Below are 24,862 nucleotides of genomic sequence, written 5' to 3' on the forward strand. Positions count from 1 at the left end.
CTTTCGTAAATCGTAATAGGAGGAATAGCAATGACTCAATCTGTACATGAAAAAGGCGGCAGTTATTTGACATCAGAAACTGACAGCGACTACATTTTCACTCCTGAAGACATGACAGAAGAACATCACATGATCGCAGATACCGCCAGAAAGTTTGTTGAAAAAGAAATCCTTCCCGCTGTGGATGAGATCGAGAAACAGGGCTACAGCCTGGTTTCCAAGTTAATGAAAAAGGCGGGTTCACTCGGTCTTCTAGCCCACAGTATCCCTGAAAAATACGAAGGGCTGGGCCTCGATAAAATAAGCAAGGGAATTGTCGGTGAAGCGGTCGGGGCAACCGGCAGTTACGGGGTGGCCCATTCCAATCATACATGCATCGCCACCCTTCCGATTACATATTTCGGCACGCGGGCCCAAAAAGAAAAGTATTTGCCCAAACTCGCTTCAGGTGAATATATAGGGGCATATTGCCTGACAGAACCGGAGGCCGGTTCTGATGCATTATCTTCAAAAACAACTGCTGTACTAAATGAAGACGGCTCACACTACCTGTTGAATGGTACAAAGGTTTTCATCACTAATGCGGAATTCTCACATACGTTCATCGTCTATGCGAAAGTGGACGGTGAGAAATTCACTGCATTTCTCGTTGAAAAAGACTTTCCTGGACTGAGCCTCGGGCCTGAAGAAAACAAAATGGGAATCAAAGGGTCATCAACCAGGTCTGTCATTTTTGAAGATTGTGAGGTTCCGGTTGAAAACGTGATCGGGGAAGTCGGCAAAGGCCATGTGATCGCCCTGAATGTCCTGAACCTCGGCCGCTTCAACCTGGGATCCGCCTGTACAGGAGGCGCAAAACAAGGGTTTGAAAAGACGCTTTCCTATACAACTGAGCGGAAACAATTCGGAACGGCAATCGCAGATTTTCCACTGTCAAAAGAAAAACTAGCGAAAATGGCGGCCCGCATCTATGCGGCTGAATCCGTGCAGTACCGGACTTCCGGACTTCTGGAAGGTGCGCTTGGCGGTCTGTATGATTCAAATGATCACCGCTTGATCGCTGGAAGCATGATGGAATATGCAGTGGAGTGTTCCATTTGCAAAGTGTTCGGTTCCGAAACACTTGATTATGTGGCCGATGAAGCAGTACAGCTTCATGGAGGGTACGGATTCATCAAGGAGTATGATGTGGAACGGATGTACCGGGATTCCCGCATCAACCGCATTTTTGAAGGGACGAATGAAGTGAACCGCCTTCTTATTCCTTCAACCCTTTTAAAAAAGGCGGCCACGGGAGAACTGGACCTGGAAAAAGCAGTGCAGACAGCTGTAAGCGAAAGCAAGATTGGCGGTATAGAACAGACCGTAAACGGCACACTCGAAAACGAACTTGAAGCTGTCCGCGCCATCAGGCGCGCCTTTCTCATTTGTTCCGGCACCGTTTACCGGGTGTACGGCCAAAAGCTTAAGCATGAACAGGAGTCGCTGAAAAACCTGGCCGACCTGGCGATTCTCCTTTATGCCGGAGAATCCGTTGTGCTCAGAACCAAAAAGGCAATCGAAACAAACGGCCAGCAAAAAGAAACGCTGAAACAAGACCTTGCATTATCGTTTATCGCTGACATCCAAACTGAAGCTGAAGCCGTTGTCAGGCAGCTCCTGACAGGAGTGCTTTCCGGCGAAGAAGCCAGGCAAACGCTGAGGCTCGTCCTGGATGATCTCGGACGCTATTTGCCGGAAGGCGGCATAAACAGAAACCGCAGAATCGCTGACCGGATGATTTCAGCACAAAAATATAAAGTATAAGAATCATAGAAGATAACGGAAAGGATGCAACCGAATGAAAGCAATACAGTTTACCGAATACGGAGAGCCGGAAGTTCTTAAGCTGGTTGAGATCGAAAAGCCCACACCTTCCGGCCGGGAAGTCTTAATCGAAATCAAGTCCATTGGAGTGAATTATGCCGACACAGCCAGAAGGGAAGGACAGTATGTTGTGCCGACACCGCTTCCTTTCGTTCCAGGCGCCGAGGTGGCCGGGATCGTCATTGAGACGGGAAAGGATGTAAAAAATGTTGAAAAGGGGATGCGGGTGACGGCTTTGATCGGATCCAAAAATGCCACCGGCTATGCGGAATACACCGTTACAGATGAACGATCCGTCATTCCGATACCGGATGAACTGGACTTTAACACGGCGGCCGCTTTCCCGCTGCAGGCATTAAGTGCTTATCACATTTTAAAAACAATGGGCAGGCTTGATCAAGGTGAAAGTGTACTGATCCATGCCGCCGCAGGGGGAGTGGGCAGTATTGCCGTACAGCTGGCCAGACTGTTTGGAGCCGGCAAAATAATCGCCACTGCCAGTTCCGAAGAGAAACTAAAGCTGGCGAAGAGCCTTGGAGCGGATGTTCTTGTCAACTACACCAAAGATAACTGGGAAAAGGTAGTCAAAGAGAGTACAGGCGGAAAAGGGGTGGATGTCGCCCTTGAAATGGCTGGTGGCGACATTTTCAACAAAACGCTTGATTGCATGGCCCCATTTGGAAGATTGGTTATTTACGGGGTTGCAAGCGGGGAACAAAGCAGGCTGACGCCGTCGCTGTTAATGGGAAAAAACCTGACCGTTTCAGGCTTTTTCCTTCCGCAAATCATGACAAAACCGGAATTATTCCAGCAAAGCCTCAACGAATTGACCGGTTATCTCACAGAAGGCAGGCTGAAACTGAAAATCGGCGGTGTATATCCACTCGAAGAAGCTGCTGAAGTGCACAGGAAGCTTCAGGGCAGAAAAACACAGGGCAAGCTGATCCTGGTGCCGTAACACCTCACTGGCCGGATCCCTGGCCTGGAAAGAACAAAGCAGGAATAATGAACCAGGGAGAGGATAAAAAGCATGAGAAAAACAGTTGAAAGTGTCACAGGACCGATTGCTGACTATTATCAGCGCACGCTTGAATACGGCGTTTCGGTTGCACTTGACCGTTTCGGCCTGCAGGGAATGGTCGGTGCTCCATTCGATACGGAGCGGGTTTCGCTGCTTGTGGGGCTTTTGAATGAAGGATACGGGGACAGGTTTTCTTATCCCATGATACCGTGAATTTTGGCTGGGACGGCCGCCGGTCATGCCGGTACAGGTTGAACAGCTTGTGGTAAACAGGAGACCTAACCATTTGTTTGAAAACATATTAAAGATGCTTAAAGAAGAAGAGGTCACAGCCGAACAAATTGATAAGATTTTCATCGATAATCCAATGCGGTTATTTGGTGCTGAAGCTCCTGTCGGAAGCTGAATCCTGTACATTGCGGTCCGCCGGACGTGTGAATCTCTCCGGCGGTTTTTTTGCCGTTTTATGAAAGTCGCCTTAATGGCCAATCTTAAGAATAATAATTAGTACAGCCGTGCCTCTGTCTGCACCTAAAGGTCGCCAATGGGCAAGTTGCGATGCGGGAGATCCGCATATCGTTAAAACATCCCCCTGATACCAAAACCAATTTATGAAATTAAACCATGTTGATAAGCGATTGAAATGGCATGGGAACGGTTTTTGGCTTCCGTTTTTTTTATAATCGAAGCAACATAATCCCTTACCGTATAACTGCTTAAGTACAATTGTTCTGCTGCTTCATTAATGGAATGGCCCTCGGCTATATAATGGAGGACCTCAAGCTCACGAGGGGAAAGCGGAATTTTTTTACTTGCTGCAGATAACTTGAAGTCCCCCCAATATTTATACAGCATTTCACCGGCAATCTGGCCGAACTGTATGAGCGCCGAAAACGTTTCTGCGACAGGGGCAAACCGGTTGCCAGGTCCTTTATCAAGGATGACGATGCCGATAAGCTTATTCTGGGAAGGGACGTAAAGCGGCAGTACAGCTACTGATTCGAGGTTGAATTTCTCCGTATACTCGCCGGGGAAATGAAGGGACGCTTCTTCAATGAAAATGGGCTCCATCCGCTCCAGCCTTTTCATATGGTTTTTTATAAGCGGTATATTGATCAGTTCCTCTTTAATTGATGAAATTCCCTCAACCTTGTATCCGACAAGCCCGACCCCCAGTCCATCTCCCGGAGATTTCGTGAAGACTGCGCAGCGGGTGAACGGCGTGAAGTGTACAAGTCCTGATGCAATTCGCTGGGCTGTATCGAAGAAACGGCTTGAGGAAATCAGCCATTGCTGGAATAAAAACACGGAGTCCTGCCAGTGCGGCGAAATTTTCCGCTGGTGTTCAGAAGCGAATAGAAACTGATTCAGCTTTAAAAACAAGTACTGGACAGCCTTGCAATCCAATTCACTGACGGTTTCTTTCTCCCTGAGAACTTGCTGGATCGTTTTTTCAAGCCAGGTCAATAAAATAAATAGTTCGTTATCCGAGTTTTGAAAATAGACAGAACGGAAATGAAACTGTTTGAGGTGTTTCTCGAAATCCTGTATTGAATGGTGTTTTTCCAGAAGAATATCAAATAGAAGACCTTCAATCGCCTGAATGGCTTCCTGTTTTCTTACCGTCTGGCCGAGTGACGTTTTAGTCTCACGCCAGTTGCCGAGAAGATCCTCCCGGTTTTGCTGAATAGTATCAACCGCATGCATCAAATATCCCTCTAGTGTCATTCTGTAGGAGTTCTCCATTCTGCTCACCTCTTTCAATTATTGATAACTAATCTTATATCCACTTTTTTCGAACTGCTCAAACCTCTTTTGGACGTTTCCTGCTAATTTATGGCTGATGCAGTAACCGTTTTATAACCAAAGTACTATAAAAAAGAATATAGAAATGAGCGGTAATACGACATTTTACGGAATTGTGTCAGAATATTTTTAACATTAAAGTGGAAACAAAGAACATGTGAGGAGTGAGTGCACTTGGAAGAAAGTCAACATGCAGTTGAAAGCGTTTCCTCATCAAAGATCAACAAAAAGAAATTTTTCGCGGCATTTGGATCCGGTTTTTTGTTTCTCGGTCTGCTTGCTGCAGTATTCGGGATGTCGGGTGTCGCATATGCGGTTCCGATTGCCGGAGTAGGTGATTTTTATGTCGAATTCGACAAGTTGGAAGGTGATGGATATACGTTTTATCCGAAACTCGGTGAAACGAGCAGTTCCGACAGCACACCCCAGGGAACGAACCTTATTGAAAGCCTGACAATTGACGGCCTGGTCCTTTCGAAAGAGTTCGAGGTGACAGAAGGGAACTGGGTCAGGGTCGAAATTAAAGCTTCAGAGCCTGTCCAGATCACGGGACTTCAGCATGATGCCGGAAGCATCCTGGCAAATGCCCAGTTCAACAACCTGGTTCTGAAAGAGCAAAACAGCACCGATTGGCAAAAGCAATTCAAACAAGAATCTGATACGATCGTACTGAAAGATGCAAAACTGAAAACCCATTATCTGTTCCAGAAAACAATCACCATGAATGGGATGAAGCTCACTGTTGACAGAATTAAAAAATAAGGGGGCGGGATGATGGCGACAAAACAACAAAAAAAACCTTCGGCCTTTAAAAACTGGCGGAGCAAGCGGCCGTTTCTCGGAGCCACCCTGTCTCTTCTGGCAGGACTCCTGATTTTGTGGATCCCTTTCAATCTATCGAAAATCGCTTTCTTGCCGGGCAGTATGGCCTTTGTCGGTTTTTTGTTTGGCGGTTTGATTGTATTGACGGCCGTCATGGCTTACATTTTTCCGCAATTTTCAACCATTCTCGGAGTATTTGTCATCTTTTTTTCGGTACTTTCTGTAATGGGGGCTCTGGGCGGCATGTTCATCGGCACAATTCTCGGCATCACCGGCGGATCGTTTTGCATCGGCTGGCAGCAAGTTAACACAAATGCAAACCAATCTGATAAACAGCCGCTATCACAAAAAGGATCTTCCAAATTAACAGCCGGTAAGATTTCTGCAGGGTAGGATCAGGATGATGAATTTTTTCACAAATAATCGCAGCATAAACGTTCTGGTTCTATCCATCCTGTTGATCGGATTCTTGCTGCCTCCCTTTACCGCTAATGGTGCGGAAAAGGATACAAACGGATTTGTCATATACGCGGATAAAATTGTCGGGAAAACGCTTGTTCCTGAACTTATTCAAAATGGAAACAACCCGGGCGTGCGCTTTAAATACGAAAGCGCAGTGATCTATGGGATGAGGATGGTGAAGGAAGTGCAATCATCAAACGGCCCAATGACTGTCCACATTTCTGCCGACAGCCCCATCCATGTAACTGATATGGAAGTCGATGCGTCTTCGTTCGACTTTGAAGGTCCGTGCTTAAGCTTCGGGGAAACATATCCGGAAATCGGGTTGACGAAAGTGACACTTGTTGCATCAAGAATGTCCACCGGGACGATGTCGGCAGACGGCCTTAAACTGACGACAGAATACGGAAAAGAAGATATCGCCCGGCCTTCACCTGGCAAGACACTAACCAGCGTTCCAGACAAGTCTTCTAACATAGCCGAGGAACAATTGAATAAAATTCTCGGCGGTGAGGCACCTTTCACATGCGACAGCAGCACTGAAGATGAAAATGGCGAGGAAGGCACAGCGCTGCTTCCCGGTATAGAGGACAAAAAGCTTAAGGACGGCATTGAAGAGGGAGCAAAGAAAATAACGGAAGATGCCGCAAATGTGATTGATAAAACAACAGAAACAATTGATGAAACAAAAGACCGGGTTCTGGAGCAGGTACCACTTGATCCGGAAAAAACGGTCAGGGACTTACTGGAAGATCCGACTGGGACAGCAGGAAAAACAGCGGAGCAGCTTCTCGAGACAACAGAGGAAACAATAAGCGACCTTAAAGAACTGCTGAAAGAGGTAGAAAAAGCAATCGCCCTTGCCGAAAAAATACCTGGCGGGGAAAAAACAGAAGAACTGAAAAAGCTATATAAAATGGAAAAATCCTTAAAAGAAAAAATCCAGGAACTGGAGGACCCCGATGGGATAAACACCATGACAGTGAATGAAGTTGAAAAGGAACTTGAAAGCGTGACGGAGTCAATAACGTCAACATCCGGGACTCTGGATAAAGTAAACGAAAAATTGACATTGCTGCAAAAAGAGCAGGCGAACGAGGAACAAACCAAACCTGCTGACAGCAGTGAAGAAAAAGGGGCGGTCGAAGAAACGGTAGATGACACCCTTGATACTGTGGACGATGTAACCGGAGGCCTTTTAAATTAAAGTCTTTGATAAAACTGGCCATAGAATAAAAATCCATGTTTGTCAGGGGGTGGATGCCCTGTACAAAACGGCCGGTTGAGCGTAAGAATATAGCAGAAGGCCGAAACGCCTTCAGCCTCTCCGCATGATCGGTTATCAAGGGTGCAGATCAAACCGACAGGCGTCGTGAAAAAAGAAGGCTGCTGAAATCAGCAGCCTTCTTTTTTCTGTACGGAAGCATTTCGAAGCATGTCAAATTTTAAAAAGATAGATCAACTATTCCTCTGTTCTTCGCCTAATGGGTCGCAGTCAGCGGGTTTTCTTTATGAACGTTCTTTTTCGCAGTAATCTGTCAGCCATTCTACCGCAAAGTCAACTGCTGCTTTTTGGCGGAACAACCTGCAATCTGCTCCACCGGCTTTTCCTTTCCTGACTTCTGCGTTCTGTTCAAACTCTTGTCCAATGATTTCGAATACATCATCGTTGAACTCTATATTGCGAAATGTTTCCCAGACTCTCTCTCCGTTGTTAAAAACCGGGGCTCCCGTCACTGTTTCTTTCCGGTAAGGAACCAGATGCTCTGCAAGGTGGAAAGATGTATTGGAATCATAACCCGTGCCGAGGAACAGCACCATTGCATCATTATCGTAAAGGCGGCCGAGCGGGGAGTTTTCCCCGAGTCCGTAATCATACGGATGTTTTTCGGTTATCATTTTTTTATTCTTTCCCCATGCTGAAAAAGAGTACTGAGGATGGCCGCTTCTCGCAGTTCCGGGAAAGCTCCTGAACAATTCGGGGATTGTTCCAATCCCCCGTGCCGGTGTATAGCCGGGATGGTAAGCGGGCATCGTGTCCCTGATTTCCTGGTGCCACTCTTCAGGGACAGGAGGATTTGACCAGTCGGCAGGATCCGAGTAATCACCTGAATGAGCCGGCATTACCAGTGTACCGTCTTTCCCTACAGCATCCATCAACCCCTGGATGACGGCAACAGGCCCTCCGGATACCCAGCCGATGGAGCTTAACGAAGAGTGCACCAGCACCGTCATGCCCTGTCTTAATCCAAGTTCCCGTAAATCCGCTGCCAGTGACCTCCGGGTAACAAGATCTTTAGAAACAGAGATCACTTTCTCTTCATTCATAGTCACTTTCTCCCTTCATTTGCTTACTGATCCTACATAATATAAAAAGCACCTTGCCGCAAGAAAGGTGCTTCCCGGCCTGTTATAACCAGGTGATTTTCGGTTCTGTCTTATTCATGATTCTCTTAATATTCGTTCTGTGCCTGTATATGACAAATAGGCAAAGAACCGATGTGCCAATCAAAAGTACCCGGTCATCACTGACAAATAAGCTGTAAAGCACAGCGGTGATGCCTACAATGATGGAAGATAGAGAAACAAATTTTGTAAGATATAAACCGATAAAAAAGACGGCCAGCAGCAGAACGAACATCAATGGCGCCGCAAACAGCAGCACACCGCCGGATGTGGCGACGGCCTTACCGCCGCGGAAGTTCGCAAATACCGGATACATATGGCCGATAACCGCCATGACACCTGCCAGCAGCGGGTGGATATCCACGCTGAAAAGGACCGGCAATGAAGCGGCAAGCGTACCTTTCAAGATATCCCCTGTCGTAACAATGAGGCCCGCTTTTTTTCCCAATGTCCTGAACGTGTTCGTTCCGCCAAGGTTCCCGCTGCCGTGTTCGCGGATATCGATCCCGTATCCGACTTTGCCGATGATCAAACCGAACGGAATCGAACCGAGCAGATATGCTGCTGCAATAATCAAAAATACATCCATAAAACAGAAGCTCCTTACATATCATGGTTTTTGTTTTTCTTATTTTATCATGCCGCCTGGCAAAATTGGATGAAAAGTTGTCCATAGTCCATTTTACACCACATAAAGTTCATTTATGAAGAAGGTTTTTAAGCAGCATGCAATTCCCCCAGAATGGGTTATCATTTTTAGTCCTCCCATGCCAATGGTATAGTTGAAGTGAAGCCAATAGTTAAAATCTAATTTCATAACCTCTTGCTGTTTCCGGCAAGAGGGAAGTAGGAGTGGTAATTGTGATTTCGTTTTCGGGTGTATCCAAGAAATATCCCGATGGAACACAGGCGATAAACTCGCTTGATCTCACGATAGAAAGGGGAGAGTTTTTTGTATTTATCGGTCCGAGCGGCTGTGGAAAAACAACGACGATGAAGATGATCAACCGCCTTATTGAACCGACAACAGGCATAATCGCAATCAACGGCAATGACATCAATTCGTATAACATACATGAACTGCGCTGGAACATTGGTTATGTCTTGCAGGAAATCGCATTGTTCCCTCATATGACAATAGCAGAAAACATAGCGGTCGTTCCGGAAATGAAAAAGTGGAGCGAAGAAAAAATAAAGAACCGTGTTGATGAATTACTTGAGATGGTCGGTCTTGAACCGGAGATCTTCAGGGACAGGAAACCGGCAGAGCTGTCAGGCGGCCAGCAGCAGCGCATCGGAGTGATCCGGGCCCTTGCCGCTGACCCGGATATCATTTTGATGGACGAACCATTCAGCGCGCTGGACCCTATAAGCCGTGAACAGCTGCAAAAAGATATCTCAGCCCTTCAGCAGGAAATCAAAAAAACAATCGTATTTGTCACTCATGACATCGATGAAGCGATGGCGCTCGGCGACAGAATCTGCCTGATGCGCGAGGGGGAAGTCGTCCAGATCGATTCACCCCAGCAGCTAATTCTTAATCCGGCCAGTGAATTTGTCAGTGAATTTATAGGTGAGCATAAATCCCCATGGATGACGGCAGTTGATGTCATGATGTCAGAATCGTCACGATATATCATAGATGATACCCAGGCGGAAAATTCGTCAGAAAGCATTGTCTTTGCCCGCAGGGAAGACGGCAGTTACAGCGGAGCGTTCAGCAGCGGGAAACCGGTTGACAGCCCTGTATTGGCACACTCGGCTGTGCTGAAGGAAGCTGTCAGGTACTTTAAAGATACACCTTATCAGGTTTTGCCAGTCCTGAAAAACGGCAAATTGGCCGGAACCCTGTCTTATGAAGACCTTATCCACTTTCTGGAGAAGCAAAGCTTGCAGGCGAGCGGGGTGGAAAAATGAGCACATTTTTTTCCGTTTTGGAAAGCAGGCAGGACGTGCTGCTGGAAAAAGTATGGGAGCACTTGCAAATTTCGTTAATCTCTCTTGTCATCGCTGCGCTGATCGCCGTTCCCCTTGGCATCATGTTAACCAGGAGGAAAAAAGCGGCTGAATCGGTGATCGGGCTTACAGCCATTATACAGACCATCCCATCCCTTGCGGTGTTGGCTTTCCTGATTCCGCTGTTCGGAATAGGGAAGACGCCTGCCATTATAGCCCTGATCGCATATGCTTTGCTGCCGATTCTGCGGAATACATATACAGGCATAAAAGAAGTTGATCCATCCTTGATTGAAGCGGCAACCGGAATGGGTATGAGCTCTTCAAAGCGCCTCGTTAAAGTGGAGCTCCCGCTCGCGATGCCTGTCATCATGGCCGGCATCCGCACATCGATGGTGCTGATTGTCGGCACGACAACGATCGCCGCTTTGATAGGTGCCGGCGGACTCGGTGAACTGATCCTGCTTGGCCTTGACAGAGGGGCGGATGTGAACTTGATTCTTCTTGGAGCCATTCCGGCCGCTCTGTTGGCGATTATATTGGATGTCATTTTACGGATTGTTGAAAGGCGGTCCGCTGGAACAAGTTTAAAGCCGCTGTTAATCGTGATTGCCTCAGCTGTTTTGATCACAGCTGCGCCTCTCGCTCTGCAGGCAGACGATGAACCGGATCTTGTGATTGGTGGAAAGGAGAGCTCAGAACCGGAAATCTTGATCAATATGTATAAACTGCTGATCGAGCAAAATTCCGACCTGGAGGTAGCCTTAGAGCCGGGACTCGGAAAGACCCCCTTCGTTTTTAGTGCTTTGCAAAAAGGATCGATCGACATTTACCCGGAATTCACCGGTACGGCAATCGTCACCCACCTTGGTGAAGAAGCCGTCAGCAATGACAGGCGGGAAGTATATGAACAGGCGAAAAAGGGTATGAAAGAAAAATATGACATGGCATTTCTGGAGCCGATGGAATTCAATAATACGTATGCAGTCGCACTGACGAAAGAGACAGCGGCAGAATACGGCCTTGAAACGATCAGTGACCTCCGCAAAGCCGATGATGAACTCGTTGCCGGGTTTACACTGGAATTCACAGACCGGTATGACGGCTATGCAGGCATGCAGGACGTATATGGAATCGACTTTGCGCAGCTCAAAACAATGGAACCGGGGATCAGGCAAAGAGCCATTTCTGAAGGACAGGTCGATGTCATTGATGCCTATTCAACTGATTCTTATATGATTGAACTTGACCTGACCGTGCTTGAGGATGACAAGAACCTGTTCCCGCCATACCAGGGTGCACCGCTGATGCTGCAAAGCACGCTTGATGAACACCCGGAACTGCAGGACATCCTTAATCAGCTCGGCGGCAAAATATCCGATAATGAAATGAGACAGATGAATTACCAGGTTGATTATGAAGACAAGCCAGCCGAAGATGTGGCTCGGCAATTTTTGACCGAAGCCGGGCTTCTGAAGTAAACCATCACGAAAGGAGTACGACCATGAGCTTTGAGAATCCGAATCGCGGTGAGATCGCTGAAATTTTAAAAACAAAAAAACGGATTGCTGTTGTCGGCCTTTCTGATAATCCGATGCGGACATCCCATTCCGTTTCAGAGGCAATGAAAGAAGCAGGATATGAAATTGTTCCGGTCAATCCTAATGTTGACAGCGTCTTTGGCATCAAGGCTGTTCCTGCTTTATCAGAAGTTGAAGGCCATGTGGACATCGTGAATGTTTTCAGGCGCTCCGAGTTCCTGCCTGAGCTGGCAAAAGAAACTGCCGCAATAGGTGCGGACGTTTTCTGGGCACAGCTCGGTGTCTATCATGATGAAGCATATGAACAATTGAAGGCACACAATATTACAGTAATTATGGACCGCTGCATCAAAGTTGAGCATGCTATGATGAAGCAGTAGTTTCATACAGATTTGCAATGCCCCCGCATCTTCTGCGGGGGTTTTCCAAGCTGTTCTTAAAATCTCCATTTGCGAAATTCCCAGGAAAAGATACAATAAGAGTCAGACACTACTTCATACACCCTTGATATGAAAGGTGTTACGGCATTTACACGCGTTTGCATACACCTTGATAGAAACAAGTGTTCCCGTATGGTATGATGGAGTCACTCCATTGGAGCTGGCAGTTGAAAGGAGTTTAAGTCATTGGCGAATCAACAATTTAACTACAATGAAGATGCAATCCAGGTACTCGAAGGGCTGGAAGCAGTACGGAAACGCCCGGGAATGTACATAGGAAGTACAGACAACCGCGGGCTTCACCATCTTGTATATGAAATCGTCGATAACGCTGTCGATGAGGCGCTGGCCGGATACGGCAATAAGATAATCGTGACAATCCATGAAGATAACAGCATAAGTGTTAAGGATGACGGGCGCGGAATGCCGACCGGCATGCACAAACTGGGCCGTCCGACACCCGAAGTCATTTTGACCGTGCTTCATGCGGGCGGCAAATTCGGACAGGGCGGTTACAAGACAAGCGGCGGGCTGCACGGTGTCGGTGCTTCTGTTGTAAATGCGCTGTCCGAATGGCTTGTTGTCACCATTTGCCGCGACGGGCAGATATATGAACAGCGGTTTGAAAACGGCGGAAAGCCGGCCACATCCCTGACTAAAAAAGGGACAACCAAAAAAACGGGGACAACCGTTCATTTCAAACCTGATCCATCCATTTTCAGCACACTTACGTATAACTTTGATACCCTGTCTGAGCGCTTGCGTGAATCCGCGTTTTTGTTAAAGGGCTTACGGATAGAACTTCACGATTTACGGCACGACTTTCATGATGTCTATCACTATGAATCAGGAATCGAAGCTTTTGTGGAATATTTGAATGAGGAAAAAGACACGCTGCATGATGTCGTTTTCATGGAGGGAATACAAAACAGCATCGAGATCGAGTTTTCCTTCCAGTTCAATGACGGATTTTCCGAAAATATGCTTTCGTTTGTCAACAATGTCAGGACAAAGGACGGCGGCACCCACGAGTCAGGCGCGAAAACGGCCATGACCCGCGCCTGCAATGAATATGCGCGCAAGGTCGGTTTGCTGAAAGAAAAAGAAAAGAATCTAGAGGGCTCTGATATCCGAGAAGGCCTCACCGCCATTGTATCTGTACGGGTGCCTGAGGAGAAACTCCAATTTGAAGGACAGACAAAAGGGAAGCTTGGAACTAGTGAAGCCAGATCGGCAGTGGACGCAGTCGTAAGTGAAAAGCTTTCTTACTTCCTGGAAGAGAACCCGGATATCAGTTCCCTGCTGATCAAAAAAGCCGTGAAGGCATCCCAGGCCCGGGAAGCAGCACGAAAAGCAAGGGAAGATGCCCGCAACGGGAAAAAGAAAAGGAAGAAAGATGCCATCCTGAGCGGAAAGCTCACACCGGCACAGTCTAAAAATCCGCAAAAAAACGAATTATACCTTGTTGAGGGCGACTCCGCAGGCGGGTCTGCAAAGCAGGGACGCGATCGCAAGTTCCAGGCGGTCCTGCCGCTAAGGGGCAAAGTCATCAACACGGAAAAAGCTAAGCTTCAGGATATTTTCAAAAATGAAGAGATCAGCACGATCATCAACACGATCGGTGCAGGGGTAGGGCCTGAGTTCCTTCTTGATGACAGCAACTATGACAAAATCGTCATCATGACTGATGCCGATACGGACGGAGCCCATATCCAGGTGCTCTTGCTCACTTTCTTCTACCGCTATATGCGTCCGCTTATAGAAGCCGGAAAAGTGTATATCGCGCTGCCTCCGCTTTACAAAGTAAGCAAGGGGAAAGGAAAGAAAGAAGTGATTGAATACGCATGGGATGACGATGAACTGAAGGAAGTTACGAAAAAAGTCGGGCGCGGCTATGCCATCCAGCGGTACAAAGGACTTGGCGAGATGAACGCCGACCAATTGTGGGAAACGACGATGAATCCGGAAACCCGTACATTGATCAGGGTCAAAGTAGAAGACAGCGCCAGCGCTGAAAAACGGGTCACCACCCTTATGGGAGATAAGGTGGAACCGCGCCGGAAGTGGATTGAAACCCATGTGGAATTCGGCTTGAACGAAGAAACAAATATTCTTGAAAACGATAATCTGACACAGGGAGAACAAGTGTAACGGCAATGAAGGTTGGAGGTTTCTAGTATGGCAGAATTAGAGAAAATTTTGGATTTACCGCTTGAAGATGTGCTCGGCGACCGATTTGGCCGCTACAGCAAATATATCATCCAGGAACGTGCCCTTCCTGATGCAAGGGACGGTTTGAAGCCGGTACAGCGCCGTATCCTATACGCCATGTACAATGACGGAAATACGGCTGATAAAGCCTTCCGGAAATCAGCAAAAACAGTCGGTAATGTAATCGGCAACTACCATCCTCATGGGGATTCTTCCGTCTACGAAGCAATGGTGCGCATGAGCCAGGAATGGAAAGTAAGAAATGTCCTGATTGAAATGCACGGCAACAACGGAAGCGTTGACGGTGATCCCCCGGCGGCGATGCGTTATACGGAAGCCCGCTTATCCGCAATTGCATCAGAGCTGCTGATGGACATTGACAAAAATACAGTTGAATTTGCGCTCAATTTTGATGATACGATCGAAGAGCCGGTTGTGCTGCCGGCGATGTTCCCGAATTTGCTCGTTAACGGTTCGACAGGCATCTCGGCCGGTTATGCAACCGAAATTCCGCCCCATCAGCTGGGAGAGGTAGTTGACGCCGTCACTATGCAAATCGACAAGCCTGACTGCACGGTCGATGAACTAATGACTGTCATAAAGGGCCCTGATTTTCCGACAGGCGGGATTATCCAGGGGATTGACGGCATCAAAAAAGCTTATGAAACCGGTAAAGGCCGCATCGTTGTCCGCGGACGGGCCGAAATTGAAAAAGTCCGGGGCGGCAAAGAGCAAATTGTCATCACCGAGATCCCTTATGACATCAATAAAGCGAACCTCGTCAAGCGGATGGATGAAATCAGATTTGATAAAAAAGTCGAGGGGATCGCAGAAGTCAGGGATGAGACAGACCGGACAGGCTTGCGGATTGTCATTGAGCTGAAAAAAGAAGCAGACAGCAACGGTGTCCTCAACTATTTATATAAGCATACCGACCTGCAAATATCGTATAATTTCAATATGGTCGCAATCCATAACAAAACGCCGAAACTTCTCGGCCTGAAAGGCATCATCCAGGCATATATCAGCCATCAAAAGGAAGTTGTCACCAACCGTTCCCGCTACGAGCTCGAAAAAGCCAGGGATCGGAAGCATGTTGTCGAAGGCCTCATGAAGGCCCTTTCCATTCTTGATCAAGTGATTGCAACAATCAGGGCATCGAAAGATAAGCGTGATGCCAAGGATAATCTAATCAAAGAATACGGTTTTACAGAACCGCAAGCTGAAGCGATTGTGTCATTGCAGCTATACCGCCTCACCAACACGGACATTACAGCTCTTCAGAAAGAGGAAGAGGAGCTTGACAAAAAGATCGCGGAGCTTGAAGCGATTCTGGCGAGTGAAAAAAAGCTTTTTAATGTCATTAAAAAGGAATTACAACGCATTAAGAAAAATTATTCTGATAAACGATTAACAGGAATTGAAGAGGAAATTGAGGAAATCAAAATCGATCTTGAAGTTCTCGTTCCGTCAGAAGATGTCATTGTCACGGTCACAAATGACGGGTATGTGAAGCGGACAAGCCTCAGGTCGTTTTCCGCATCGAACGGACAGGACTTCGGCATGAAAGAAACGGACCATCTCATCGGAAAATTCGAAATGAACACAACTGACACGCTCGTCCTCTTTACCAATAAAGGGAATTACCTGTACTTTCCTGTCCACCAGCTGCCTGATATCCGCTGGAAGGACCTCGGTCAGCACGTTGCCAGCATGCTGCCGGTCGAGAAAGAGGAATACTTGATAAACGCCCTACCTGTAAAGGATTTTTCCGATAATCAATATCTCGTGTTTGTCACCAAAAACGGGATGGTCAAAAAGTCAGTGCTGTCCCAGTATAAGGCACAGCGGCATTCCAAGCCGCTGATGGCAATCAATCTGAAGAATGATGACGAATGCATAGAGGTCCATCTTACCGGAGGAACCCACGATCTTTTCCTCGCCACCCGGAATGGGTATGGCCTTTGGTTCAATGAAGAAGATGTAAGTGTTGTCGGTGTCAGGGCTGCCGGTGTCAAAGGCATTAACCTGAAAGACGGCGATAGCGTCGTCAGTGCCAGGACGCTCGATTCAGGCGGCGATTCACAGCTTGTCCTTACCACCCACCGCGGTGCAATGAAACGGATGCCGATGAAAGAGTTTGAAAAGACATCGAGGGCAAAACGCGGCGTTGTCATGCTGAGGGAATTGAAAAACAATCCACACCGCATCGTCAGCATTGAAGCCATTGACCCCGGTGATATCATCTATTTGAAAACCGAGCACGATGAAGTGAAAGCGGTCGATCCAAAGAACCTGCGCCTCAATGACCGTTACAGCAACGGATCGTTCATCATCGATACGGACAAATCCGGTTTTGTACGGATGACATGGAAAGTAGATGCTCCTGTATCTGAAGAATCATAACCAGAATGTGAAAAGCACCGATAGATTCGGTGCTTTTTGTTATATTTAGATAATTACTGTGCGTTGCAAGTAATAAATTTGAAAAAATTATGAATTTTATTCTTGAAGATTCAGAATATTCGTGTTAGCTTATTTAACAGGGAGATGCTGCATGAAAGAATTAAAGGAAAACATCATCAACACGTCACTCAAGCTTTTTGAAACCCATGGCTTCCACGGCGTCACAGTGAAGCAGATCGTGGAAGAAAGCGGAACAAGCAAGGGGGGATTTTACCACCACTTTAAGTCAAAAGATGAACTGCTGTATGTCATTCATGATACATTCATCTCATACGTATTAGTGAAAGCCAAAGAAGCACAGAAATCTTATACCGCACCAGCAGAGAAACTGCAAGCCATCATAAGATCCTTCGTAAAAGTCTTTGACCTTTACAAATCTCACATCACAGTATTCTACCGGGAAAATGTTTATTTAAAACCCGATTACTACGAAAAAATCAAAGAAAAACGCGATCAATTCAAACACGAGATCTTCCGCGTCCTGGAAGAAGGCATACAAGCAGGGGAATTCCGTCCCGAACTGCCGGTTGAAATTGCAGGAATGTCCATCCTTGGCATTGTCAACTGGACTTATATGTGGTATCAGAAGGACGGGAGCAAATCGATCGATGAAATCGCTGATATTTTCACAGATTTCATTCTGAACGCCGTACTGGTTGATGAATCAAGGCATAAACATGCATATGCGCCATTCTTTCTGCGAGAACGCAGTTTTTTTAAGACCAATTGATGAAGCGCTTACATACTCTTTTTTTTAGCCCTGTACAGACCAACCGGTCGGTCTGCTCTGTTTGTACGCCATAACATCAGCAAGAACTTGAGGGGGAGAAGCATGAATTTCGAACTGACAAAAGAACAGCAAATGATTAAAGAAATGGTCAGCGCTTTTGCGGAAAAAGAAGTTCGGCCAAAGGCCGATCATGTAGACAGGACATCTGAATTTCCTATTGATACCTTCAAAAAAATGGGAGAGCTAGGGCTTCTCGGCATTCCTTTTCCAGAGAAATACGGCGGTTCAGGCGGTGATACCGTTTCGTATGCGATTGCGGTCGAAGAAATCGGCAAAGCATGCGGAGGGACCGGGTTGAGTTTTGCTGCAGCTGTTTCGCTCGGTTCGAGCCCCATTTATTATTTTGGAACAGAAGAACAGAAGCAAACATATCTTGTGCCGCTGGCCAAAGGCGAAACACTCGCTTCTTTCGGTCTGACCGAGCCGAACGCCGGTTCTGATGCAGGCGGCACCCAGACAAGAGCCGAGCTTGACGGCGATGAATACGTCATCAATGGATCCAAAAATTGGATCACGAATGCAGGCTATGCGCGCACAGTCACCGTTACGGCGGTAACCGGAAAAGATGACCGCGGCAAAAATATCATCTCCGCCATCATCGTTCCGACGGACTCACCCGGCTTCACGATCAACAGCAACTATGAAAAAATGGGTGTCCGCGGCTCCAATACGTCTGAACTTATTTTGGAAGACGTCCGCGTTCCGAAACAAAACCTGCTTGGCGATCCTCAAAAAGGGTTCAAGCAATTTCTTTATACACTCGACGGCGGCAGAATATCAATTGCAGCCCTGGCGGTAGGCATTGCCCAGGCTGCTTACGAAAAAGCGCTTGCCTATTCAAAAGAACGCACGCAGTTCGGGCAGTCGATCTCCAAGTTCCAGGCCATCCAGTTCAAACTCGCGGATATGGCGATGGAAATCGAACTCGCCCGCAATATGGTATATAAAGCCGCATGGCTTAAGGACAACAACAAGCCTTTTGCAAAAGAATCTGCTTTCGCCAAGCTGTTCGCCTCTGAAATGGGATTCCGCACATGCAATCAGGCCATTCAGATTCATGGAGGTTACGGTTATATGCGCGAATACGAAGTGGAACGCCATCTGCGTGACATTAAACTAATGGAAATCGGTGAAGGAACGTCAGAGATTCAGCGTTTAGTCATTTCCCGTCAGATTGGCCTTTAAGAAAATCAAGGAGGTATTCAATGTCTGCTATCCAATTGCCTGTAGGAAAACTGTTGGAAGAGACTGCTGCCAGGTATCCTGACCGTGAAGCTGTCGTTTATGCCGACCGCTATTTCCGTTATACCTATACGGAGTTTGACCGGCTTTGCCGGGAAGCCGCAAGAGGGTTCATGAAGCTTGGCATCGATGCCGGTGAGCATGTTGCCGTATGGTCCACCAACACGCCGGAATGGGTAACCGCCCAATTTGCAACCGGTAAAATGGGGGCCGTGCTCGTAACGGTGAATACGAGCTACCGGGCCGCAGAGCTTGAGTACCTGCTCAAACAATCTGATTCAACCACATTGATCCTGATGGAACAATTCCGGGACCATTCATATATCGATACATTGTATGAGCTTTGCCCGGAACTGAACGAGTGTGCACCGGGCAATCTTAAATCAAAACGGCTGCCGAAGCTGAAAAATGTCATTGTCCTCAGTGAAAAGCGTTATCCGGGCGCTTTTACATGGTCAGATATCGTTGGCATGAAAGACGGAGTGACGGAAGAGGAACTTGATGCCAGAATGGAGTCCCTTTCGCCGGAAGACGTCATCAACATGCAGTATACGTCCGGCACAACCGGTTTTCCAAAAGGGGTCATGCTCACTCATAACAATCTTACTAATAATGCGTTCAATGTCGCAAAATGCATGGAAATGACCCATGAAGACCGGTTGTGCATTCCGGTTCCGTTTTTCCATTGCTTCGGCTGTGTCATGGGGACGCTTGCCTGTGTGACGGTAGGCGCCACGATGGTGCCGGTCCAGGAATTCAATCCGAAGGCTGTCTTGAAGACAATCGAACAGGAAAAGTGCACAGGAGTCCATGGCGTGCCGACAATGTTCATTGCGGAACTAAATGATGCCGACTTTGAAAGCTATGATCTTTCTTCTCTCCGGACCGGCATTATGGCTGGCTCAAACTGCCCGATTGAAGTGATGAAAGATGTCGTTGGGAAAATGGGTGTTGATCAAGTTACCATTGCTTACGGACAGACGGAATCCTCGCCGGTCATCACACAAACAAGGACAGATGATCCGATTGAACTCCGTGTATCTTCTGTCGGAAGGGCGCTCCCTGATGTGGAAGTGAAAATCGTGGAGCCCGGATCAAACCGGGAACTGCCGCCTGGCGAGCAGGGTGAACTGTGCACACGCGGCTATCATGTCATGAAAGGCTATTATAAAAACCCGGAAGCGACGAGCGAAGCCATTGATGAAGAAGGATGGCTCCATACAGGAGATCTTGCTGTGATGGATGAAAACGGCTATTTCAAAGTGACCGGCCGGCTGAAAGACATGATCATCCGCGGCGGTGAAAATATTTATCCGCGTGAGATTGAAGAGTTCCTTTACCAGCACCCTGATGTGATTGACGTCCAGGTCGTCGGTGTTCCTGATAAGAAATTCGGCGAAGAATTGATGGCATGGATTATTTTGAAGGAAGATTCGATGGTGGATGCAGAAGATATGAGAGACTTCTGCCGGGGAAAAATCTCCCACCATAAGATTCCGAGATACATTGAATTTACAGACTCGTATCCGATGACTGCTTCGGGAAAAATACAGAAATTCAAACTGCGCGAACAATCACTCGAGTTACTCCAACCAGAAGCATGATCTGACAATTAAATAGAATTTAACGGGCGCGGGCCAACTGTCCGCGCCAATTCCAGGGAGGGATGCAGTTGTTTAACAAAATATTGATTGCAAATCGGGGAGAAATCGCCTGCCGCGTCATCAGAACTTGCAAGAGAATGGGGATTCCCACTGTCGCAGTATATTCCGAAGCCGATAAGGCTGCACCTCATGTGAAAATGGCGGATGAAAGCTACTTGATTGGGAAACCGCGGGTGAATGAAAGCTACCTGAACATCGATAAGATCATTGAAACAGCGAAGCAGGCTGGAGCTGATGCGGTTCATCCAGGGTACGGCCTGCTTAGTGAGAACGCCAATTTTGCCAGACGGTGCCGTGAAGAAGGGATTACATTCATCGGCCCTTCTGCAGATGTGATCGCACTGATGGGAAGCAAAATTGAAGCCAGGAAGACGATGGAGGCAGCTGGTGTACCAGTCGTACCCGGTGTCACTAAGTCACTTGATGATGAAAATGAAGCGCTCCTTGCCGCTGAATCAATTGGATTTCCAGTCATGCTGAAAGCGTCAGCCGGAGGCGGCGGCATCGGCATGCAAATTGCAAAGGATGCCGATGAACTGCAAAAAGCGTTTGCCGGCAACCGTAAACGCGCACAGGATTTCTTTGGGGACGGGGCCATGTTCATTGAAAAAGTCATCGAACAGCCGCGCCACATTGAAATACAGGTGATCGCCGACAAAACGGGAGAAACCGTTTATTTATGGGAAAGGGAATGTTCCATCCAGCGGCGCCATCAAAAGGTCGTGGAAGAAGCGCCTTCTCCGTTCCTGGATGAAGATACCCGCACAAAAATGGGAGAGTCCGCTGTCAAAGCCGCAAAATCTATAGGCTATGAAAATGCAGGTACAATTGAATTTTTAGTGGATCACAATAAAAACTACTATTTCCTTGAAATGAATACAAGACTCCAGGTCGAACATCCGGTTACAGAAGAAATTACCGGAATAGACCTCGTTGAAGAACAGATCAGAATTGCAGCCGGGAACAATCTGAGCTTCAAGCAGGAAGATGTTCCATTAAACGGGCACAGCATTGAGACGCGCATCTACGCGGAAGACCCAAAAACGTTTTTCCCGTCACCAGGCAAAATCTCTGTGCTGGAACTTCCGGAAGGAGACAGAGTCAGGCATGAATTGGCTGTTGCCGGGGGGGATACCGTCACACCCTTTTATGACCCGATGATTGCCAAGCTTGTCGTATCAGGAGAAAACCGGGATGAGGCAATCCGCAAGCTTGAACAGGCACTATCAGAATATAAAGTGGAAGGAATCAAGACCAACATTCCGCTGCTCATCCAGGCAGTCGGCCATGAAGCATTCAAAAACGGAGACACGACAACCGACTTCATCGAGAAATATGTGAAGCCATTACAAACTACCAATAAAAAGTGAGGTTATCGAAATGAATGAAGTGAAAGCGAGTATGGCAGGAAACGTCTGGAAGCTTTTAGTGAAGCAGGGGGACACCGTTGAGGAAGGCCAGGATGTCGTCATCCTCGAATCAATGAAAATGGAAATTCCGATTGCTGCCGAAACCGGCGGCACCGTTGCGGAAGTAAAAATCAATGAAGGCGATTTCGTCAACGAAGAAGATGTCCTCGTCACACTTGAATAGAGATGGAGGTGGATTGACCGGAATGAACTATCCTGAAACCGTCACGATAAAAGAGGTGGGTCCGCGCGACGGACTGCAAAACGAGAAGACATTTATACCGACAGAGACAAAAATCGAATGGATCAACAAGTTATCAAAAAGCGGCCTCCGCTATATCGAAATTACATCTTTCGTAAATCCGAAGTGGATTCCGCAACTGAAAGACGCACGCGAAGTCGCACGCAGCATAACAAGATCAGAAGGTGTGACTTATGCAGCCCTTGTTCCCAATATGAAGGGGCTGGAATTCGCGCTTGAAGCTGATATAGATGAAGTGTCTGTCTTCATGTCTGCGAGTGAATCACATAACCGCAACAATATTAACAAATCCATAGAACAAACATTTCCTGTTCTGAAAGAAGTGACAGAGGAGGCGTTGAAAGCCGGGAAAACCGTCCGGGGCTATGTGTCAACCGTCTTCGGCTGCCCTTACGAAGGGGCAGTTGCCGCAGACCAGGTTGCGCGTGTATCCGAAACGCTTTTCGATATGGGCATAAGCGAACTGTCACTCGGGGATACGATCGGGGTCGCAAATCCCCGCCAGGTTCAGCAGGTCCTTGAATATTTAGCAAAGCGCATCCCGCTCGATCAGACGGCCGTCCATTTCCATAACACAAGGGGAACGGCCCTTGCCAACGTTTTAGCAGCGTTTGATTTTGGCATCACAACTGTCGACAGTTCCCTTGGCGGTCTCGGCGGCTGCCCGTATGCACCGGGCGCATCCGGAAATCTGGCGACAGATGACTTGCTCTACATGCTTGACGGCATGGGAATTGATACAGGAGCAAAACTCGATAAGCTGCTTGAAGCAGCAGGATACTTACAGGCAGAAACCGGGCGTGAACTTGTAAGCCATCAAATGCAGATTGTCAACGGCCAAAACGCAGAAAAAACAGTATAACCAGCAGGAGGCGATAGCTATCGAAACGAAAGCGAAGGAGGCAAACGACATGTCAGTCGAAGATACATTAAAAGAGCGCACCGAAAAAATCAAAAAGGGCGGCTCGGAAAAATACCATGAAAAAAATGCGGAAAAAGGCAAGCTGTTTGTAAGGGAACGGCTTGAGCTCCTGTTTGATGACGGGATTGATGTAGAAGATGCCTTTTTTGCCAATTCAGAGGCGGAAGGACTGCCTGCTGACGGTGTCGTCACCGGCATCGGCAAAGTGAACGGGCAAACTGTTTGTGTGATGGCAAATGACTCGACCGTCAAAGCGGGGTCATGGGGGGCACGGACGGTAGAGAAGATCATTAGAATCCAGGAAACCGCTGACAAATTGGGCGTGCCGATGCTTTATCTTGTCGATTCAGCCGGCGCCAGAATCACCGACCAGATTGAAATGTTCCCTGGCCGGCGCGGAGCGGGCCGGATTTTTTACAATCAAGTGAAGCTTTCGGGCAAAGTGCCGCAAGTGTGCCTGCTGTTCGGGCCTTCTGCTGCAGGCGGCGCGTATATCCCGGCTTTTTGCGATATCGTCGTCATGGTGGAAGGAAATGCATCCATGTATCTCGGTTCCCCGCGAATGGCTGAAATGGTTATTGGTGAAAAAGTGTCGCTTGAAGAGATGGGCGGCGCCCGTATGCACTGCACGACATCCGGCGTAGGTGATGTGCTTGTGAAAGATGAACAGGAAGCGTTGAGCTTTGCCCGCAGTTACCTTTCTTATTTTCCGGCAAGCTATACCGAGAAACCGGCAGAAGCGGCACCGGCAGAGCCGAAAGAATTTGAAAAAACGATAGAGGACTTGATTCCGGCCAATCAGAATGCGCCGTTCAATATGTATGATTTCATCGACAGACTGATCGATGAGGAATCATTCTGTGAAATCAAGAAGCTGTTTGCGCCTGAACTGATTACAGGACTGGCGAGAATGGACGGAAAAACGGTTGGAATCATCGCCAACCAGCCGCGTGTGAAAGGCGGGGTGCTGTTCCACGACTCAGCCGACAAGGCCGCTAAATTCATCACGCTTTGCGACGCTTTCAACATTCCGCTGCTGTTCCTTGCCGATATCCCTGGCTTCATGATTGGGACGAAAGTGGAGCGGGCCGGCATCATCCGCCACGGCGCAAAAATGATTGCAGCCATGAGCGAAGTGACCGTGCCGAAAATTTCCGTCATCGTGCGAAAAGCATACGGAGCTGGATTATACGCCATGGCAGGACCTGCATTTGAGCCGGATTGCACCCTGGCCTTGCCGACAGCGCAAATTGCCGTCATGGGCCCGGAAGCGGCGGTAAATGCCGTATATGCCAATAAGATCGCATCCCTTCCGGAAGAAGAGCGGCCAGCTTTCATTCAGGAAAAACGGGAGGAGTACAAGGAAGATATCAATATTTATCATCTTGCATCTGAAATGATCATTGATGATATCGTAGCCGGCAATAAGCTGCGGGATGAGTTGATCACCCGTTTTGCAGCTTATGAATCAAAAAATGTGACATTCACAGACCGAAAGCACGGTGTATACCCCGTCTAAAAATAAAGAAACTTTCCGCTTTCTTATACAGTAAAACAGCCCCCTGGATCGAATTCC

At 47.6% G+C, this 24,862-nt stretch carries 21 protein-coding genes; 18 read left to right on the forward strand and 3 right to left on the reverse strand.

The annotated features are described in order from the left end of the window. Positions 1 to 30: 30 nt before the first annotated feature. The 3 genes from A4U59_RS16390 (at position 31) to A4U59_RS16400 (ending at position 3,100) form a co-directional block, all read left to right on the forward strand. Positions 31 to 1,806: an acyl-CoA dehydrogenase family protein gene (locus tag A4U59_RS16390; RefSeq protein ID WP_066174775.1), complete on the forward strand. Its 1,776-nt coding sequence runs from the start codon at positions 31 to 33 to the stop codon at positions 1,804 to 1,806. 34 nt (positions 1,807 to 1,840) lie between these two features. After that, a complete protein-coding gene (locus tag A4U59_RS16395) occupies positions 1,841 to 2,824 on the forward strand; it encodes a quinone oxidoreductase family protein (protein ID WP_066174777.1) in 984 nt (327 codons plus the stop codon). Positions 2,825 to 2,896: 72 nt separating this feature from the next. Next, entirely contained in the window at positions 2,897 to 3,100 is a 204-nt protein-coding gene (locus A4U59_RS16400; protein WP_066174779.1) for an amidohydrolase family protein, read from the forward strand. Between the two features lie 396 nt (positions 3,101 to 3,496). Here the strand turns inward: A4U59_RS16400 and A4U59_RS16405 are convergent, their stop codons facing one another. Then, on the reverse strand, positions 3,497 to 4,633 hold the full coding sequence (locus tag A4U59_RS16405; protein ID WP_066174781.1) for a response regulator transcription factor: 1,137 nt from the start codon (positions 4,631 to 4,633) through the stop codon (positions 3,497 to 3,499). Between the two features lie 234 nt (positions 4,634 to 4,867). Here A4U59_RS16405 and A4U59_RS16410 point away from each other — a divergent pair, with 234 nt between their 5' ends. The 3 genes from A4U59_RS16410 to A4U59_RS16420 are packed head-to-tail and all read left to right on the forward strand — an operon-like array spanning position 4,868 to position 7,184. Further along, entirely contained in the window at positions 4,868 to 5,455 is a 588-nt protein-coding gene (locus A4U59_RS16410; protein ID WP_083270904.1) for a DUF6230 family protein, read from the forward strand. Between the two features lie 12 nt (positions 5,456 to 5,467). After that, positions 5,468 to 5,908 carry a DUF6114 domain-containing protein gene (locus tag A4U59_RS16415; protein ID WP_066174783.1) on the forward strand — a complete coding sequence of 147 codons (441 nt, stop codon included), beginning with the start codon at positions 5,468 to 5,470 and terminating at the stop codon, positions 5,906 to 5,908. A 10-nt stretch (positions 5,909 to 5,918) separates the two neighbouring features. Continuing rightward, on the forward strand, positions 5,919 to 7,184 hold the full coding sequence (locus tag A4U59_RS16420) for a coiled-coil domain-containing protein (protein WP_169823992.1): 1,266 nt from the start codon (positions 5,919 to 5,921) through the stop codon (positions 7,182 to 7,184). A gap of 302 nt (positions 7,185 to 7,486) precedes the next feature. Here A4U59_RS16420 and A4U59_RS16425 read toward each other — a convergent pair whose 3' ends face one another. Together A4U59_RS16425 and plsY are read right to left on the reverse strand one after the other, a co-directional pair. Further along, on the reverse strand, positions 7,487 to 8,305 hold the full coding sequence (locus A4U59_RS16425) for an AAC(3) family N-acetyltransferase (RefSeq protein ID WP_066174786.1): 819 nt from the start codon (positions 8,303 to 8,305) through the stop codon (positions 7,487 to 7,489). Between the two features lie 82 nt (positions 8,306 to 8,387). Further along, positions 8,388 to 8,972: a glycerol-3-phosphate 1-O-acyltransferase PlsY gene (gene plsY, locus A4U59_RS16430; protein ID WP_066174787.1), complete on the reverse strand. Its 585-nt coding sequence runs from the start codon at positions 8,970 to 8,972 to the stop codon at positions 8,388 to 8,390. 272 nt (positions 8,973 to 9,244) lie between these two features. On the opposite strand from plsY, the gene A4U59_RS16435 reads away from it, so the two are divergent. The 12 genes from A4U59_RS16435 to A4U59_RS16490 all read left to right on the forward strand — a co-directional run bounded on the left by A4U59_RS16435 (position 9,245) and on the right by A4U59_RS16490 (position 24,805). Next, positions 9,245 to 10,300 (forward strand): ABC transporter ATP-binding protein, encoded by a 1,056-nt coding sequence (locus A4U59_RS16435; protein WP_066174831.1) that lies wholly within the window; start codon positions 9,245 to 9,247, stop codon positions 10,298 to 10,300. Next, positions 10,297 to 11,820: an ABC transporter permease/substrate-binding protein gene (locus tag A4U59_RS16440; RefSeq protein WP_066174790.1), complete on the forward strand. Its 1,524-nt coding sequence runs from the start codon at positions 10,297 to 10,299 to the stop codon at positions 11,818 to 11,820. Before A4U59_RS16435 ends, A4U59_RS16440 begins: the two co-directional genes overlap by 4 nt. Positions 11,821 to 11,843: 23 nt before the next feature. Further along, positions 11,844 to 12,260: a CoA-binding protein gene (locus A4U59_RS16445; RefSeq protein ID WP_066174792.1), complete on the forward strand. Its 417-nt coding sequence runs from the start codon at positions 11,844 to 11,846 to the stop codon at positions 12,258 to 12,260. Between the two features lie 246 nt (positions 12,261 to 12,506). Then, positions 12,507 to 14,471 carry a DNA topoisomerase IV subunit B gene (gene parE, locus A4U59_RS16450; RefSeq protein ID WP_066174793.1) on the forward strand — a complete coding sequence of 655 codons (1,965 nt, stop codon included), beginning with the start codon at positions 12,507 to 12,509 and terminating at the stop codon, positions 14,469 to 14,471. 27 nt (positions 14,472 to 14,498) lie between these two features. After that, entirely contained in the window at positions 14,499 to 16,937 is a 2,439-nt protein-coding gene (parC, locus tag A4U59_RS16455; RefSeq protein ID WP_066174796.1) for a DNA topoisomerase IV subunit A, read from the forward strand. Between the two features lie 151 nt (positions 16,938 to 17,088). After that, the gene (locus A4U59_RS16460; protein WP_066174798.1) at positions 17,089 to 17,727 is read left to right on the forward strand and encodes a TetR/AcrR family transcriptional regulator; all 639 of its coding nucleotides are present in this window, start codon (positions 17,089 to 17,091) and stop codon (positions 17,725 to 17,727) included. A 102-nt stretch (positions 17,728 to 17,829) separates the two neighbouring features. After that, positions 17,830 to 18,972, forward strand: a complete 1,143-nt coding sequence (locus tag A4U59_RS16465) for an acyl-CoA dehydrogenase family protein (RefSeq protein WP_066174800.1) — start codon at positions 17,830 to 17,832, stop codon at positions 18,970 to 18,972. Positions 18,973 to 18,992: 20 nt separating this feature from the next. Further along, entirely contained in the window at positions 18,993 to 20,633 is a 1,641-nt protein-coding gene (locus A4U59_RS16470) for an AMP-binding protein (RefSeq protein ID WP_066174802.1), read from the forward strand. Between the two features lie 68 nt (positions 20,634 to 20,701). Next, a complete protein-coding gene (gene accC, locus A4U59_RS16475; RefSeq protein ID WP_066174803.1) occupies positions 20,702 to 22,063 on the forward strand; it encodes an acetyl-CoA carboxylase biotin carboxylase subunit in 1,362 nt (453 codons plus the stop codon). Positions 22,064 to 22,073: 10 nt separating this feature from the next. After that, positions 22,074 to 22,286 carry an acetyl-CoA carboxylase biotin carboxyl carrier protein subunit gene (locus tag A4U59_RS16480; RefSeq protein ID WP_066174805.1) on the forward strand — a complete coding sequence of 71 codons (213 nt, stop codon included), beginning with the start codon at positions 22,074 to 22,076 and terminating at the stop codon, positions 22,284 to 22,286. Between the two features lie 22 nt (positions 22,287 to 22,308). After that, positions 22,309 to 23,226 (forward strand): hydroxymethylglutaryl-CoA lyase, encoded by a 918-nt coding sequence (locus A4U59_RS16485; protein WP_066174807.1) that lies wholly within the window; start codon positions 22,309 to 22,311, stop codon positions 23,224 to 23,226. Positions 23,227 to 23,275: 49 nt separating this feature from the next. Continuing rightward, positions 23,276 to 24,805, forward strand: a complete 1,530-nt coding sequence (locus A4U59_RS16490) for an acyl-CoA carboxylase subunit beta (protein ID WP_066174809.1) — start codon at positions 23,276 to 23,278, stop codon at positions 24,803 to 24,805. Positions 24,806 to 24,862 lie beyond the last annotated feature (57 nt).

It is taken from the genome of Bacillus marinisedimentorum (genome assembly GCF_001644195.2).
GTDB lineage: Bacteria > Bacillota > Bacilli > Bacillales > Bacillaceae_O > Bacillus_BL > Bacillus_BL marinisedimentorum.

Bases quoted from the DNA above. Each gene is read 5' to 3' on its own strand.
- A4U59_RS16390 (WP_066174775.1), top strand. From the start codon at position 31: ATGACTCAATCTGTACATGAAAAAGGCGGCAGTTATTTGACATCAGAA.
- A4U59_RS16395 (WP_066174777.1), top strand. From the start codon at position 1,841: ATGAAAGCAATACAGTTTACCGAATACGGAGAGCCGGAAGTTCTTAAG.
- A4U59_RS16400 (WP_066174779.1), top strand. From the start codon at position 2,897: ATGAGAAAAACAGTTGAAAGTGTCACAGGACCGATTGCTGACTATTAT.
- A4U59_RS16405 (WP_066174781.1), bottom strand. From the start codon at position 4,633: ATGGAGAACTCCTACAGAATGACACTAGAGGGATATTTGATGCATGCG.
- A4U59_RS16415 (WP_066174783.1), top strand. From the start codon at position 5,468: ATGGCGACAAAACAACAAAAAAAACCTTCGGCCTTTAAAAACTGGCGG.
- A4U59_RS16420 (WP_169823992.1), top strand. From the start codon at position 5,919: ATGAATTTTTTCACAAATAATCGCAGCATAAACGTTCTGGTTCTATCC.
- A4U59_RS16425 (WP_066174786.1), bottom strand. From the start codon at position 8,305: ATGAATGAAGAGAAAGTGATCTCTGTTTCTAAAGATCTTGTTACCCGG.
- plsY (WP_066174787.1), bottom strand. From the start codon at position 8,972: ATGGATGTATTTTTGATTATTGCAGCAGCATATCTGCTCGGTTCGATT.
- A4U59_RS16440 (WP_066174790.1), top strand. From the start codon at position 10,297: ATGAGCACATTTTTTTCCGTTTTGGAAAGCAGGCAGGACGTGCTGCTG.
- A4U59_RS16445 (WP_066174792.1), top strand. From the start codon at position 11,844: ATGAGCTTTGAGAATCCGAATCGCGGTGAGATCGCTGAAATTTTAAAA.
- parC (WP_066174796.1), top strand. From the start codon at position 14,499: ATGGCAGAATTAGAGAAAATTTTGGATTTACCGCTTGAAGATGTGCTC.
- A4U59_RS16460 (WP_066174798.1), top strand. From the start codon at position 17,089: ATGAAAGAATTAAAGGAAAACATCATCAACACGTCACTCAAGCTTTTT.
- A4U59_RS16465 (WP_066174800.1), top strand. From the start codon at position 17,830: ATGAATTTCGAACTGACAAAAGAACAGCAAATGATTAAAGAAATGGTC.
- A4U59_RS16470 (WP_066174802.1), top strand. From the start codon at position 18,993: ATGTCTGCTATCCAATTGCCTGTAGGAAAACTGTTGGAAGAGACTGCT.
- A4U59_RS16480 (WP_066174805.1), top strand. From the start codon at position 22,074: ATGAATGAAGTGAAAGCGAGTATGGCAGGAAACGTCTGGAAGCTTTTA.
- A4U59_RS16485 (WP_066174807.1), top strand. From the start codon at position 22,309: ATGAACTATCCTGAAACCGTCACGATAAAAGAGGTGGGTCCGCGCGAC.
- A4U59_RS16490 (WP_066174809.1), top strand. From the start codon at position 23,276: ATGTCAGTCGAAGATACATTAAAAGAGCGCACCGAAAAAATCAAAAAG.